14 protein-coding genes and 1 tRNA gene are annotated in these 14,411 nt (G+C 47.3%); 13 read left to right on the top strand and 2 right to left on the bottom strand.

The genetic code is table 11. The features are described 5' to 3' along the window. Positions 1–34 precede the first annotated feature (34 nt). The 6 genes from SPHMEL_RS03350 (at position 35) to SPHMEL_RS03325 (ending at position 5,337) form a co-directional block, all read left to right on the top strand. Positions 35–1,456 (top strand): ribonuclease FAU-1 family protein, encoded by a 1,422-nt coding sequence (locus SPHMEL_RS03350; protein WP_232216808.1) that lies wholly within the window; start codon positions 35–37, stop codon positions 1,454–1,456. A 22-nt stretch (positions 1,457–1,478) separates the two neighbouring features. Beyond that, positions 1,479–1,563: transfer RNA gene (locus SPHMEL_RS03345), tRNA-Leu, on the top strand. A 346-nt stretch (positions 1,564–1,909) separates the two neighbouring features. Beyond that, a complete protein-coding gene (locus tag SPHMEL_RS03340) occupies positions 1,910–2,602 on the top strand; it encodes a hypothetical protein (RefSeq protein WP_012608121.1) in 693 nt (230 codons plus the stop codon). After that, positions 2,599–3,330 (top strand): potassium channel family protein, encoded by a 732-nt coding sequence (locus tag SPHMEL_RS03335; RefSeq protein WP_042667353.1) that lies wholly within the window; start codon positions 2,599–2,601, stop codon positions 3,328–3,330. Before SPHMEL_RS03340 ends, SPHMEL_RS03335 begins: the two co-directional genes overlap by 4 nt. Beyond that, positions 3,330–4,100 (top strand): mechanosensitive ion channel domain-containing protein, encoded by a 771-nt coding sequence (locus SPHMEL_RS03330; protein ID WP_042667352.1) that lies wholly within the window; start codon positions 3,330–3,332, stop codon positions 4,098–4,100. The genes SPHMEL_RS03335 and SPHMEL_RS03330 overlap by 1 nt, the downstream gene beginning before the upstream one ends. A 28-nt stretch (positions 4,101–4,128) precedes the next feature. Beyond that, positions 4,129–5,337 carry an MFS transporter gene (locus SPHMEL_RS03325; RefSeq protein WP_042667351.1) on the top strand — a complete coding sequence of 403 codons (1,209 nt, stop codon included), beginning with the start codon at positions 4,129–4,131 and terminating at the stop codon, positions 5,335–5,337. Here the strand turns inward: SPHMEL_RS03325 and SPHMEL_RS03320 are convergent. Next, the gene (locus tag SPHMEL_RS03320; protein ID WP_042667350.1) at positions 5,334–6,215 is read right to left on the bottom strand and encodes a DMT family transporter; all 882 of its coding nucleotides are present in this window, start codon (positions 6,213–6,215) and stop codon (positions 5,334–5,336) included. The two genes, SPHMEL_RS03325 and SPHMEL_RS03320, sit on opposite strands and share 4 nt — an antisense overlap. Positions 6,216–6,384: 169 nt before the next feature. Here SPHMEL_RS03320 and SPHMEL_RS03315 point away from each other — a divergent pair, with 169 nt between their 5' ends. After that, positions 6,385–7,173 carry a slipin family protein gene (locus SPHMEL_RS03315; RefSeq protein ID WP_042667349.1) on the top strand — a complete coding sequence of 263 codons (789 nt, stop codon included), beginning with the start codon at positions 6,385–6,387 and terminating at the stop codon, positions 7,171–7,173. Between the two features lie 16 nt (positions 7,174–7,189). Continuing rightward, positions 7,190–8,542 carry an NfeD family protein gene (locus SPHMEL_RS03310; protein ID WP_042667348.1) on the top strand — a complete coding sequence of 451 codons (1,353 nt, stop codon included), beginning with the start codon at positions 7,190–7,192 and terminating at the stop codon, positions 8,540–8,542. On the opposite strand, the gene SPHMEL_RS03305 is transcribed toward SPHMEL_RS03310, so the two are convergent. Next, on the bottom strand, positions 8,539–10,008 hold the full coding sequence (locus SPHMEL_RS03305; protein WP_042667347.1) for a DUF2139 domain-containing protein: 1,470 nt from the start codon (positions 10,006–10,008) through the stop codon (positions 8,539–8,541). The two genes, SPHMEL_RS03310 and SPHMEL_RS03305, sit on opposite strands and share 4 nt — an antisense overlap. A 334-nt stretch (positions 10,009–10,342) precedes the next feature. On the opposite strand from SPHMEL_RS03305, the gene SPHMEL_RS03295 reads away from it, so the two are divergent. From SPHMEL_RS03295 to SPHMEL_RS03275, 5 genes are read left to right on the top strand one after another with little or no spacing between them, the layout of a single operon-like run. Further along, positions 10,343–11,305 (top strand): AAA family ATPase, encoded by a 963-nt coding sequence (locus SPHMEL_RS03295; RefSeq protein WP_042667345.1) that lies wholly within the window; start codon positions 10,343–10,345, stop codon positions 11,303–11,305. Then, positions 11,302–12,534: a DUF58 domain-containing protein gene (locus SPHMEL_RS03290; RefSeq protein WP_042667344.1), complete on the top strand. Its 1,233-nt coding sequence runs from the start codon at positions 11,302–11,304 to the stop codon at positions 12,532–12,534. The genes SPHMEL_RS03295 and SPHMEL_RS03290 overlap by 4 nt, the downstream gene beginning before the upstream one ends. Further along, on the top strand, positions 12,534–13,175 hold the full coding sequence (locus SPHMEL_RS03285) for a hypothetical protein (protein WP_042667343.1): 642 nt from the start codon (positions 12,534–12,536) through the stop codon (positions 13,173–13,175). The genes SPHMEL_RS03290 and SPHMEL_RS03285 overlap by 1 nt, the downstream gene beginning before the upstream one ends. An 18-nt stretch (positions 13,176–13,193) precedes the next feature. Beyond that, positions 13,194–13,391, top strand: a complete 198-nt coding sequence (locus tag SPHMEL_RS03280; protein ID WP_042667342.1) for a hypothetical protein — start codon at positions 13,194–13,196, stop codon at positions 13,389–13,391. Between the two features lie 54 nt (positions 13,392–13,445). After that, positions 13,446–14,363: a hypothetical protein gene (locus SPHMEL_RS03275; RefSeq protein WP_042667341.1), complete on the top strand. Its 918-nt coding sequence runs from the start codon at positions 13,446–13,448 to the stop codon at positions 14,361–14,363. The last annotated feature ends 48 nt before the right edge of the window (positions 14,364–14,411 follow it).

Genomic DNA, 14,411 nt, shown 5'->3' with positions numbered 1-14,411 from the left:
CTCCCCGTGTTTAATCCGGTTTGTTGAACCAGTGGTGGCAGCCTTGGCCAAAGTGAGGATCAGGGGTATATATGCTACAGCGTTAACTAAGCTGTTAATGGATAAGGGGCATTCAATAGTGCAGCCAAGCGAGAAGATAGCGTCTAGGTTCAACATAGGCATCGATAATTCCCCGAGTGATGTCACGGTTAAGGACAAGGATGATTGTGATGGAGTAGTTGTGATAGGGTTTCCCAGCGAGGCTAGAGAGATATACAACGACATAGTCTCAGCCATTCCATACACCTTTAGATCGATCTCACAGGTAGAGCTTCACTCAATATACCTTGCTAGAGTAGAGAAGAACACTGGAGATACCTGTATAGTTGACACCGGGGACTTCAAGACTGAGCTAACTCCCTGCAGGGAGAAGCCGGGTGATAAGGTTATAGTGGGTGTTGCGAAGACGGCTTTATACCCTGGGGAGAAGATAAGCGTGACGAGGAGCTTTAGGCTACTGGGTAAACTAGTAGCATTAATCCACGGGATGCAGAAGGTAACTTTCTCCGAGCATATCAGGGATCCAGGTTTAAAAGCCAGGTTGACTGCTCTAGCAGTGTCACGTTTAATGGGTGGTAATCTAGGGGTCCATTTCAGAAGTAGCGCGAGGTTCGCTGAGCCAAGTGAAATACTCGGTGAGATAGAGTTCTTGCTAAACGAGTACAAGAGGGTAATGAGTAAGGCTAGTGAGGCAGATGCCCCTCTAAAGCTTTACAGGGGTGAGCTAGTAGGTGTCATAGGCTTCACCAGTCTCTCGAAGAATATACTGGATGATATAAGGGGTACCGTGACCCCAACTATTAGGGGACATCACTCACTACGCTCCATGGGTTTAGGCGACATAGTGGAGGCCATGGAGCACTGTATTGTAAATGGATGTAGCGGGGATTCAGTCTCAAGATGTATATGGGAATACGTGTTAGTCAGGCTGGCTGAAAGCGGGGTAATACATATAAGGCATGTTAAGCCAACTGGTGAAGCATTGGATTTAACACCAGGCAGGATCCACAGGATTGAAAGGAGTGTGGAAGGGGTAAGGGTGATTATTAAACGTATTATATCGGGTAGCGGCTTATACGATGGAATAGGCGTTGAGAGAAAACCTGGCGACCTCGACTACATGGTTGTCGAGCCCGGGAAACCCTATATAGTCCACAACTACTACAGGGATACCACATGGCTTGGCTCATATATAAACGTGAACACACCCCCCGAGCTCTCGGTCAACATAGTGAAGTACCATGACCTCCTCGTAGATGTTGCAGTAGCGCCAGGCAGGGAGCCCATCGTGCTCGACAGGGATGAATTAGAGAAAACATTTTCAGCAGGGTTGATTGATCTCCAACTCTACGAGTACGCGTTGAAGACGCTTGAGGAGATCGCCAGGGATCCAACTCGGTACCTTTATAATCCGTGACTCCTTTCAGTAAAATAATGGTGCGGGGGTGCCCGAGCTTGGTCAAAGGGGTCGGGCTCAGGACCCGATGGCGTAGGCCTGCGTGGGTTCAAATCCCACCCCCCGCACCTAGCTATGACTGACCTCCTCCAGCCCTAAAGGACGAGGCTTTCAGTTGTAACCGGGATGGATAGGTATAGCATCCTTATTTTTCCGTTATCAAGATAGTGGCTGCCATATCCACAGCATCCTAAGTGGTTGAAATAATGGACACGAGTTCCCCCACTTGTTTCTTCTCCTTCGGTCCATCTACGGTGTCTCTGAGACCCATAGGTGGCCACGGGGAGGGAGCCGGGGAGGAACCGTGATAAACCACCCCACGAAGACCTAGAGCGTAGGTGGGAAACGGTTTAAAGCATTATTTTTAAAGTCACAGAGATCCTAGTATATTTCAGCTAAGGGTGTTTCACTTCCATGTATTTCTACAACTTGTTTAAGAGGCGTGATCATGCTACGGTTGTAACCGTGGTTTTCCACACCATGAGATCCAGCGATATTAAACGAGCCGCTGGATTGCTCAGCAAGTTAAGGAGGAGAGTTAGTGTTCTCGATGCATACATCGTTTACTATGGTGAAAGAACAGGTGTAGCCTCAAGTATACCGCTTCACTATCCTGAGGAGTTATATAGTAGGGGCTCGGCCCTATATGATGGTAGTAGGCTTGCATCATCCTCGCTTGTAGTCTTCATCAACGCTGGCTCCAAATGCTTCACACCGGATAGTGTAGTCGATGCTGTTGACTCCATCTTAATGGGTGAGGCAATCATATATATGTCTGCCCCCTCAGGTAGCCAAGGCCTCTTCACAGGGTTTAAATCGATTACAAGAGAGCTTGGCGGAGAATCCACACGACTTGGCTTGATGGCATCACCTGCTTACTCTATAGTTGTTACACTAGCTAAGTACGTGAAGAGGTATTCCTTCTGGTCCATAGAACCTTTCATCGCGCTTAATGCTACGAACACTAGTGGAAAAGCTATAAGAGTTAATAATGAATGCGTAGATTTAGTTGACCTAGGCTGGCTGGAGCCGCTTATAATAACTGATCTAAGGAGCAGGCTTGTAAGGTATCTTCAACCGGTCAGCGACATGGGTGATGGATCGTGAGGATAGCACTAGTTACAACTGCAAGGTTTAGCAGACTTGCACTAGAGCTACTGAGAAATATTAAGACTCCTACAGCCCTCCATGTGTTCAGCATGGATCCGGAGGTTGAAGCTGTTGCCAGGGAGGTTAAGGCCGCCTTCAACAAGTTCAATAGCATAGAGGAATTATACATGTACAGGGAGCTGGAGTCCTGCGATATAGGTGTCATCGCGTTGGATAGAGATAGCGATAGCATAGCTGTAACCAGGATCCTTGGAAAGATGGGGGTGCCATTGGTTTTCATAGTGTTGAATACCCGAGGCAACATGGAGCTCGCTAGGGGCGAGGGGGCTGAATACGTCATAAGCCTGGACGAATACGTAGTAGGTAATATCCTCCCTATAATACTAATGGATTCATGGGTTTCAATGAGGATCATTGATGCTTTTAACCTTGGCGTAGCTGTTTACAGGGTGTGGAAAAGAGGGGTGCTGGGTGTTAAGCTCGGCGACTTCCTCGATAAATTAAAGGGGAAGCCAGCCATGCTAATGGTGTATGATAAAGCCGGTCGAATAGTGATGAATGAAGATCACGTGCTCGAGCAAGGTGACGCATTGATACTCATCGCTAAATACAGTGAGCTACTGGAGTACATTAGCTCTATAGAAAAGATCTTCTCGAAGTATGAGGAATATGTTGCCAGAAGATACTCGGAGCAGTTCCCCACTATGCCTAGGACCATGGGGTGATGGACGTGAACTACATTATAGACGTTATACTAAAGGGCCTCGAGATGATGGCACCGAGGATCATAGCTTCAATAATAGTGCTACTTGCATCCTGGCTACTTGTTAAGATACTTGAAAAAATACTATACGGTGTGCTCAGGCAGGTTGAGAGGAGATACATTGATAGAATACTCGAAATCGCCAGAGTAGTCATATATGGTTCAGCGGTGGTGATCGTTGCCGCCATATTGTTTCCCGAGACTCAGGCTTTCTCCATCATACTATTGATCATAGGGCTGGCAGTGATAGCGATGCTCCTAGATGTGCTTAGAAACCTAGGAGCCGAGTTCTATGTTAGGTCGAGGGGTATTGTTAAGAAAGGCGACTGGATAGAGATAGACGGTGTATTCCTCAGGGTCATAGACATGGATACCCTGGGAATTATAGGTGAGACACATGGAATGGAGAGAGTGTTCATACCGTACACGAAGCTAATCAACACCATTGTGGTGAATCGCTCGACACCAATTGGTTTATCAATCAAGGTACGTGTCACAGCTCCAGCCACCTATAGTGTTGAAGTTGTGAGAGACGTGATACTTAAATCCATCAAGGCTGTAGCAGAGGACCTGGTCTCTGAGCCCGCGATTAATCTGGCATCAATGAAGAGTGATAGATTAGAGTTCGTGGTGGAGATGCACATATGGAACTACAGAAAGCTGGGAAGCATAGTCGAGGAGCTGTCCAGGAGAATCAGGGAAACCATACCTGACGCCATTATTGAAACCTAGCCAAGGAATCGCTGAAGAGTGATCTAGTTTGACCACCATTGACGCTAGGAGGCAGTGGTTAAACAGGTGGATCTATCACTCCATCCTATACAGTCTAGCCGTGACGCTCCCCTCCATCTTCTACCAGGCATACGCCATCAGGGCACTAGGGTTCACGGTTGATGAGGTTGGATCCCTTACCTTCATAAATATCTCGGCGATAGCACTTGGAAACCTCACCGGTCTCCCACTGGTCTACAGGTACAGGGATAGGAGGGTAACAATATGGAAGACGTTTACATCGCTTAACCTGTTATCTTGGAGCCTCTCCGGTTTCACCGATATAGCAGGGGTTAAACCATTATTCCCACTAAGCATAGGGGTGGCACAGTATACGGGCTCTATCGGTGGACTAGCCTATTCAGATACTATAGCCGATGTCGTGTCAAGGGATGAGTCTATAAGGTTATTCAGCAGGGTGAACATGTTTACAACCACGGCTGCACTCATCGGTCTCGTCTTAAGCATCATCGTCTTCCATGCCATTAATAACGTGAAGCTAGCCTACAGAATATGCTATGCTATCTCCTTGCTAGCTGCATTAATCTCTATAGGCTTCCTAGCATCGCTGTGGGAGATGAGTAAAAAGCCTCCCCAGAGGATAGGGCCCTGGTTAATGGCGTCCAAGTTCAAGAGTGTCATGAATGCCTATACCCCGAGGAGCTATGTGTCATTCATGCTCCTCCTCACGTTCTCCGTTAACCTTCCATCCGCGCTCTGGAACTACTACCTCATCAAGGTATTCCATGGTGATGAGACATGGATATCCCTGGGCAATGTCTCAAGCACATTGGCATCTATACTAGGCAACTATGTGGTGGGTAGGATGCATTACAGGATGAAGCCTAGGAGAGTGATGATTCTTGCGGTTCTCCCTATTTCAAGCCTCCCACTCGTATATCTTTTCTCACCGACCCTGCCTCTACAAATACTCTTCAACATATACTCTGGTTTCTCATGGGCTTTTTTCAATAATATGTCCAACATCTATAACTTATACCTGGTCGGCATAGATGACAGGATATACTTCCTAACAATGCTCGGCATCGCTAACAATGTGTCGGCATCGATAGCGTCTAAGACCGGCTCCTTCATAGCCTCAATGGGTTTAGAGTACATGAAGGTGGTCTTCATTGCCTCCTCATGTCTTAGACTCTCATCGTTCTTCTACGCTGTTAAGAGGGTGAGGGATCTCTAGCCACCGTAGAGCGTTGACAATGCTATCGATACACCAACCAGTATTGTTCCAGCTACCTCCTCCATCATTATTCCTTTCCCTGATACCTTGGAGCTTATCAACTGGTTTAATACGGGCACTAGTGAAGTCGCTATTGTCGCCTGTGCTACATTCAGGTATCTCATGGACTCCAGGTATGCCGTTCCCCCTATAATATACCCTGTCACACCTGTAATCATAGTGAACTTAAGCCTTCTGGGTGCCTCGGTCAAGAGCTCCCTTAATGTGTATATTCTACTCGAGTAGGCTAGCAATATCAAACCCGGGATAATCAACCTAGTGGTGGTTAAGGCCAGCACATCGAGGCCCATGTGTCTGATATAGATCCATGAGAGTAGGCTCCACAAAGCCCATGAGATATTAGTGATCAATGCAGCCAGCAACCCCGTCTTATTCATGGTTAAAACTGTTACCTGTCTACGTACAGTAATATATACCCCTACTATAGCCAGTAGCGCTGCCAGCAGCATCACATATATGCCTGCACCAGGCTCAATTAATTGTTTAAGTAACTGGGTTGTAATCACGTAAGTGTAGCAGATTATCACAGCTAACCCGGGACCCAGCCTCCTTATCGATAATATGTAGAGGGAGTCCCCGATCAATATGCCGGTTGTACCAATCACCGCGCCTGCTACGAGGTATCTGTATAGATCCATGAAAATCGCTCTAGCTGTAAAGGGAAGCATTATCAATCCCGCCAGTAGCGCCCTTAACCCGTTGGCCGTGAAACTATTATACCTAGCCTTATCCATAGCTATCAGGCTCGGTGTAATCGACCACATTAAGATGCTTGTGCTTAAATATATTAAACCTGTAAGCATGTCTGTCGAACCCATATCAACCACCAGTCAGCATGCTACACTTAATGATAAATAGGGTACGACATAAAATAACACACATCATCGATAATTCATCAAAACCAGTAGGCTGTGAAGACCATCTATATAGACACAATGTAGGTTTATTAAGAAGTTGAATACTAACTATTACTATAGAGGTGTAATAATGGAATTATTTACCTTAATACTCTTACTACTCATAATACTATTCATCGGTGTGCCGCTTCTCTCATCGGCAATAAGGATAATAAGGGAGTATGAGAGAGCAGTCGTCTTCAGGCTTGGTAGACTAGTGGGTGCCAAGGGGCCGGGGATAGTATTTATCATACCCTTCATCGACCAGCTTCTAAAAGTAGACTTGAGAATCATAACAGTTGATGTACCTAAACAGGAGATAATAACCAAGGATAATGTCAGCGTGAAGGTTGATGCTGTAATATACTATAGGGTCATAGACCCTGTGGCAGCGGTTACAAAGGTAGCTAACTACCATTACTCAGTGAGCCAGCTGGGACAAACCGTTCTAAGGGATGTACTAGGGCAATCGGAGCTGGACGAACTACTCCAGAAAAGAGATGAGTTAAACAAGAAGATATCCAGTATACTGGATGAGCTGACGATGCCCTGGGGTATAAAGATCACGGCTGTGACGTTGAAGTCTGTTGAACTACCAGAGGAGTTAATGAGGGCTATGGCTAAGCAGGCCGAGGCAGAGAGATGGAGGAGGGCAAGGGTCATAGAGGCGGAGGGTGAGAGGCAGGCATCCCAGATACTGGGTGAGGCAGCGAAGATGTATGAGGAGCACCCGGTAGCTTTAAGGCTGAGGGAGCTGCAGACCCTAATAGAGATAGCTAGGGAGAAGGCCCTTGTCGTTGTAACCGAGTCCTCGGCTTCACCAACGGGCTCTATGATTGGAGTATATAAGGCTCTAAAAGAGAAGGAAAAAACTAGCTAGGATAGGTGTACTTGGGTTGGTTAGAAACCCATTGCTATTTTTTGCACTAGTCATCGTAGTGGCACTACTCATTCAAGTCATCTCCATCAGTGGTGATAATAGCCAAGCATACACAAGGACTATAAATCAAGCCATAGTACTCGATATAACCCCGCCCTTCGACACCATAGACACTGGTATAGCTGAGTGCTTTATGGATGCCTTAAGGGAGGCCGAGTCCACCGGCTCACTCTTGATCTACCGTGTAAACTCGTATGGCGGCCTCCTGGACGCTGGCTTCACAATAGGTGATGCAGTATTATACTCTAAGACGCCTACTGTAGCCTACGTGGAGACCAAGGCTTTAAGCGCTGCCACACTGATAATACTGCCGGCTAATATTATTGCCCTACAGAGGTATTCAACCATAGGCGATATGCAGCCCGTGATGGTTGATCCATTAACAGGTCAGATACAGTTCATCAATGAACCCAAGATACTTAACCCGATAATAGAGAAGGCTAAGACCTATGCGAGCAGGAGTAATAGGAATCAAACCATAATCGAGGAATTCGTAACCCATGCATTAACCATCAACTCCTCCCTCGCTATTGCTAGCAGGGTGGCTGATCTAGAGGTGGAGAACTTCGATGAACTACTCACCACATTGAATGGGGCGCATGTGAGAATCGGCGACACTGAGTACGTGTTAAACATAGATAGGGGAATGATGAAGACTTTCTCCTGTAGTATAAGGTCTCGCATGATATCCATTCTCTCAAACTCATATATAGCGAATATACTTACCACGATAGGAATGCTCGCCACGATCTTCGCTCTTGTCTCAGGCAAGCTTGCCATACTCCCGTTGACAATAGGGATGCTGCTCCTAGGCCTCGTCGGCACCGGGTTCAGCGCTAACATGGTTTCAGCCTTCCTCATAATGCTTGGAGCATTACTGCTAGCTCTAGAGCTCTTCGTTATACCCGGGTTCGGCGTGGTTGGTGTAAGCGGGATAATATTGTTGACGCTGGGATTCGCACTGCTACCGGTCTATGTTCCCACAGGAGTCTCGCCGAGTGGTGAATATATTACTGTCTTAAGGCTATATATATTAGTGATCTCCCTGTTTTTAGGCGGGGTATTCGGCATCGTTATATATAAGGTGGCTAAGGTGAGGCGTAAGAAACCCGTGGAGTTTCTCCCGGTTAGTAAGAAAGGCAGGGCAATTGACGAGTTAAAGCCTGGATCCATAGGCTTTGTGATGGTCGAGGGAGAGTACTGGAGGGCTGTATCAAACGAGTATATTGCGCCAGGTGAGGAGGTAATTGTAGAGGAGATGCTGGAGAATGGTGTTCTAAGGGTTAGAAAAAAGACTGATAACCACTAGTTAAGGACTATGTATATCCTTGCCCCTTGATCGCTGTTCTCCAGCTTGAATGATACTATCCCCCAGTACCCCTTTAAATCAACTCTGTTTCTTCCCTCCTTCAACTCCACACTGATCTCCTCTATGAGCTCAGGGGGTAATCCCGCATCATAGTGTTTAATTAACAGCTTATTCGGCTTACTCGTGTAAACCACTAGATAAGGATCCCTGTATCCTGTTAAGGGTATGCCACCGAAGAAGCCGTCTCCAACCATCCACCCATATACCCTGAATACTATGGATGGGGGCTGACTACTCAATAATTCATCCTCACTGACTATAGTTAGCCCCTTGAAACCCGCGTCAACTGGTGCAGCGTCTTTACCTCCGAGGTTAGGTGTTGTCGAGTACCCTATTATAATCTCTCCTCCCTTCTTAGTCATGCTAGTCACCCTGGCTCCGAGAGTCATCACTATCCTTGCCTGGGGAGGCGCTATATACACCAGTACAGAGGGGCCTACTACCGTATTATAGTATTTGACAAGGGCCTGATCGCTCTCCCTGTAGCCGTGGAGGAAGCCATGAGTGTAAGCGTTGAATGGTGCCAGAATCCCCCCTGCAACCGGTAGCGCGTTGCTTCTATGCGGTGCATAAGGGTTCTTACCGAAGTCGAAGAGCCTTATGAACCTGGGCTCATCAATCCAGGGTTCCACCGGGTTTCCCACTAGTACTCCACCACGGAAGAAGTGGTAGTACCTCGTGTAAGCGCTTAACGCGTACCCGCTTCCACGTATCTCCACGCCTCCTCCGTCAACCGATATTTTGCTCCAGGATTCCACTGTGTATTTGATGAGCCTACCGCTTGATAAATCCACACATTGGACACCATCGATGCCCATCATCCAGTTGGGCTGCATGTCGAAGCATGCGTAGTCGAGGAAAAGCGAGCCCTTTAACCCGGGTACATCGCTGATTCTTTCCAGCTTCCCGCCTTTACGTGGCAGGGAGTACAAGCCTAGGTTTACGTGTCCATCGGCCCTGCCCAGGAGTAGTCTATCGTTCACTGGATCATATATTATCTGGGATATCTCACCGGCCCACTTGTACTCATCATGTATGCTCTCGCTCCAGAGTAGCCTGATACTTCTCTCATTGATGTTATAGGAGTGGACATGACTATACTTGTTCCTGAAGTCTATCTCACCTGAGGCATTCATCTTGCCCTTGAATACAGCGGGGTTGTGGACCCAGCCACCGAAAAATATCTCATCGTCGACTACATCCACGGCATTATAGGTATCACCTCCTGAAGCCGGGCCAGGCCCGAGATACTGAAACCTGTATATCTCCTCTATATCGTCACGGATGAAGCGGGCTTCTCCTTCCATTGACAACGTATAATATAATACCCCCTTGTAGTAGGTTAACCCAAATACTCCACCACTACCCCATTCAGGCCCGTACCTGGGTGGATGAATATATGTCATCCTAGGTGACCTCCGATATTAGATATATAAGTATTAAGCATTAAACCCTGATGGCTGGTAGACAGACTGACCTCCTCTCCGCCCTGAGAGGGTGGCTTACTGTTCCCTGCATCTATTCAGGGTTTAAGTCATCTGGGGGCAGTCGGGGTGAACAGAGCCCGCCTATCTGAGGGCTTGGTTGTAACACTCCACCATCCAGCTATAGTGCAAGCACTAAAACCTAATAAACACTCCATTCCCGCCATAAAGGACGAGGACGAGGCTTTCAGTTGTAAAAACATTAATTTATATGGTTCAAGATACAGTTATGCTGTGGCATGGAGGTTTCTCAGTAATGCCTGATACTGGTGTCAGCAAGGGGGAGGTTGAATACTATAAGATGCTATTAGATACATGCATTAGTAATATTCAGAGGAAGATCGTGGGTAAGACGAGGGAGCTTCAGATAATCCTTGCAACTCTTTTCTCACAGGGTCATGTACTGCTCGAGGGTGTGCCCGGTACAGCTAAGACGCTTATGGCTAAGGCGTTAGCCATCACACTTGGATTAGAGTTCAAGAGGATACAGGCTACACCGGATCTACTCCCATCAGACGTGATAGGGGTTAACATCTATGATCCCAGGACAGGAGGCTTTGTTTTCAGGAAGGGCCCAGTATTCACGAATATACTCCTATTCGATGAAGTTAACAGGGCGCCACCTAAAACACAGTCAGCCCTCTTGGAAGCTATGCAGGAGAGACAGGTAACGGTTGAGGGTGAGACGTATAAGTTGCCGGAGCCATTCCTAGTTATTGCCACGATGAACCCTGTTGAAACAGAGGGCACTTTCCCCCTGCCTGAGGCCCAGGTTGACAGGTTCCTGGCCAGGGTTATGATAGGGTATCCATCAATAGATGAGACAATTGAGGTCTTGAAGAGGTTTGACAAGATAGCTGTGCTAGAGGACTTGAAGCCCGTGCTGGACAGGGACACTGTGTTGAGACTGATGGCTTTATCTAAGAGGATATACGTGGATGAAAACATTATGAAGTATATAGCCACCATAGTTGAGGCGACAAGGAGACACCCAATGGTTAAGCTAGGGGCATCGCCGAGGGGTGCAATAGCCCTCCTACTCCTCTCGAGGAGCCTTGCCTTGATACAGGGGAGGAGCTATGTTATACCTGATGATGTTAAACAGGTTGTATACGCTGCCTTATCTCATAGGCTGATATTGAGGAGTGAGGCGAGGTTGTCGAAGCTCACGCCTGAGTCGATCATAGATGATATCCTCGAGAAGGTGGAGCCTCCTTGAAGATTACAAGTACAGGTATAGTATACCTCGTGCTCACTACGCTCTCTATCATATACTCCATTGCATCCATGAACCCCTTCTACTACTTGTTATCACTGCTAGCTGTCTCCATCTTCATTAGTGAATACTACTTGTTCAGGGATGTCTCATCGGTGATCAACGAGGTAAAGGTCTCCAGGAGAATCCCCAGTAGAAGCATCCTGGAGCTTGAGACCGTTGAGATCGGTGTGGAGTTGAGCAATGACACCGGTAGAAGCATACCAAGGGTACTCGTCATAGAGGATTTCCCGAGGTATATCCAGCCAGAGGTGAAACCCGTCTTCACGGTTTTCCTCCCAGCCTACTCGAAGAGTATTCTGAGCTATCGTGTCAAAGCCCTTGCTCCAGGCAGGATCGACCTTCCTGGTCTCCGCCTGGTTTTCACTGATCCGCTTTCATTCTTCTATGATACCTTATCAATCGAGCTACGTAATTATATTGTTGCTCAACCCCTCTACACAAGGATCGATGAAGCCCTGAAGAGTATTGAGAGAATTACAGGCATCAATACGAGGGGCCATGCCTTCGGTGGAGAATATGATCTAGCTAATATAAGAGAGTACTTTCCCGGCGACGATGTTAGGAGGATACTCTGGAAACATTATGCTAAGACTGGGAACCTAATGGTGAGAGAGGACTATGGCGATGTAAGGCCCTCCATCCTTCTAGTGATTGACATCCGTAAAAGGCTCTGGGAGATAGGCTCAGGCGTGAACACCCTGGCCCACGTGCAGCTGAGGCTCGCTCGATCTCTGTTGGAGAGCCTCTCAACAGTGATGGCCCACGTGGATGTGGTAATGTGCACGGAGCAGTCGCCGAAGATATACTTCGATGCCTGGAGAGACCCCAGTGAGGCATTCTACTCCCTCATCAGTACCCTGCAACCAGGCGGGGGCTGCGAGGTCCCCCTGTCAACTATTAAGCAGGTGCTTGCCTACACTAGTGGCAGGAGATATGATTCAGTTATCATTGTCACTAATCCTGTAACACTGGTTGAGGACGGCGTTGACCCAGTGAAGGAGATGGCATCCCTGGCACCCGGTAGGACGATAGTGGTCTTACCCAGGTTCGACTATGATGTATACGCTGGATTAAGGGGAAAAGAACTCGCCGCGGTCGTGAGGGAGCTGGTGGGTGAGACGGGTGTTGAGGCATTTATCTTCGAGGAGGATTTAAGGGTGGTTGTATAGTGATCTACTTATTTATCACGCTGATACTGCTCCCGCCTTTTGTGCTATTAGACCTACTGCTAGGCATCGGTGCAACCCCACTTATGCTTCTAGTTGTCTCAATTCTCTCAACTATCGTCCAACCTGATCCCTCATTGATCCTCTCACCACTTCTACTCGTGGTCGCTGGCTTCCTTGAGTACGTGTATAGGATCAGGGGGCCCAATATAGGGATTGGAGTGATGTTCCTCGAGACTTACTCCACCCAGTTTTTCTTCCTGGTCTTCGGTGCATTGATAGCGTTGCTGCTCAACACTAATAGCTTGCCGGGTCTTGATGCATGGTCTTCGTCATTTATTTATTTAACAATATACTTCACTACTTCACTGCTCCTGGTACGGGGAGGGGAAGATGCTTTAGCGTGGATTGAGGGGTTATTGGAGCACAGTGTTGAAGGAGTTGAGGATGCATTATGGTATGTATCTCTGGTTCTAGCATTCGTCCTCTCGATCAATGTCTACATGGAGATACACGTGTATGCACTGGTTTACCTTGCTCTACTGGGGTTAGCGGTCTATTATAGAGGGGGATTAATCCCCGGTAGACTCATGCTTCTGGCTTCACTACTGTACGCTTTAATACTTACACTATTTTTAAGGTAATGTAGCGGGTGAGGGATAGTGGATTACTTGACATCTAATATTGTTAAAGCAGCATTCGTGATCCTACTTATTGCATCAATAGTCTTCCTAGCTGTATCAGTATGGTTACTCTACACTGGTGAAGTACTCCCATCTCTCCTCTCGCTGTTAATAGGTTTAACCCTCCTCTCAACCTCTCTCTCAGTGCTCAGGAAGCTGCTTACTGTAGCTGGCTGAGTGTTTTATATTTTGGTCTAATCTAGATTATATCTTGTGTGAGCGTGGAGGGTCTTGGAGGTAAGGCTTCTGGCTTTTGATAGTATGGGAGTTAGATCAATGTCTACATTCATATCAACCCATGACGTCAGGATACATATTGACCCGGCTGTCTCACTAGCCCCCAGGAGATACGGATTGCCTCCGCACCCCAGGGAAGTTGATAGACTAATTATGGCTGGAAGGGAGATCGAGGAGGCTGCGTACAAGGCTGACGTTATAATCATAACACACTACCACTACGACCACCACGACCCCGGCTTTCTTATATCTCTCGACATATACCGTGATAAGATCATCTACGTGAAGGACCCTGTAAACAATATTAATGTAAGCCAGAGGATCCGTGCATCAAGGTTCCTTAAGCAGGTTAAAGAGCTGGCTAGGGAGGTTCATGTAGCCGAGGGAAGCATGGTTAGATTCGGGGATACAGTGGTAAAGATGAGCCAGGCTGTGCCCCATGGACCAAGCACTAGGCTTGGATACGTTGTAGAGGTGAGTATTAGACATGGGGACAAGGTATTCCTGTACACAAGCGATGTGGAGGGACCCTGTCTAGAGGAGCACATGGGCTTCATACTGGAGGAGAAGCCGGGTATCATAGTGGTTGACGGAGCCCTCTCATACATGCTTGGCTACAGGTACTCCGTTAAGAGCCTCGAGGCCAGCATCGATAACTTGAAAAAGATTATTGATGTCGGGGTAAAGACAGTTATCGTGGACCACCATCTCCTCCGCGACCTCAAATACAGGGAGAGAATGGCTGAAGTCATTGAATACGGGTCGAAGCATGATGTAAGGGTTATCACTGCTGCTGAGTACATGGGCAGACCAATCGAGCAGTTAGAGGCATTAAGGAATAAGCTCTACGAGGAGGAGCCTGTCAAGGAGCCCTCTATCCCCGAGAACCTAAGGGATCTCTTGGAAGAATAGTGCTTGAAAACAATATATGACTGATATATAGTACATGGATAAATATAT

The sequence above is a fragment of the Desulfurococcus amylolyticus Z-533 genome, from assembly GCF_000513855.1.
Taxonomy (GTDB): Archaea; Thermoproteota; Thermoprotei_A; order Sulfolobales; family Desulfurococcaceae; genus Desulfurococcus; species Desulfurococcus amylolyticus.
Note: the sequence above shows the minus strand (reverse complement) of the source record. Positions and strands in the feature narration are given on the sequence as shown.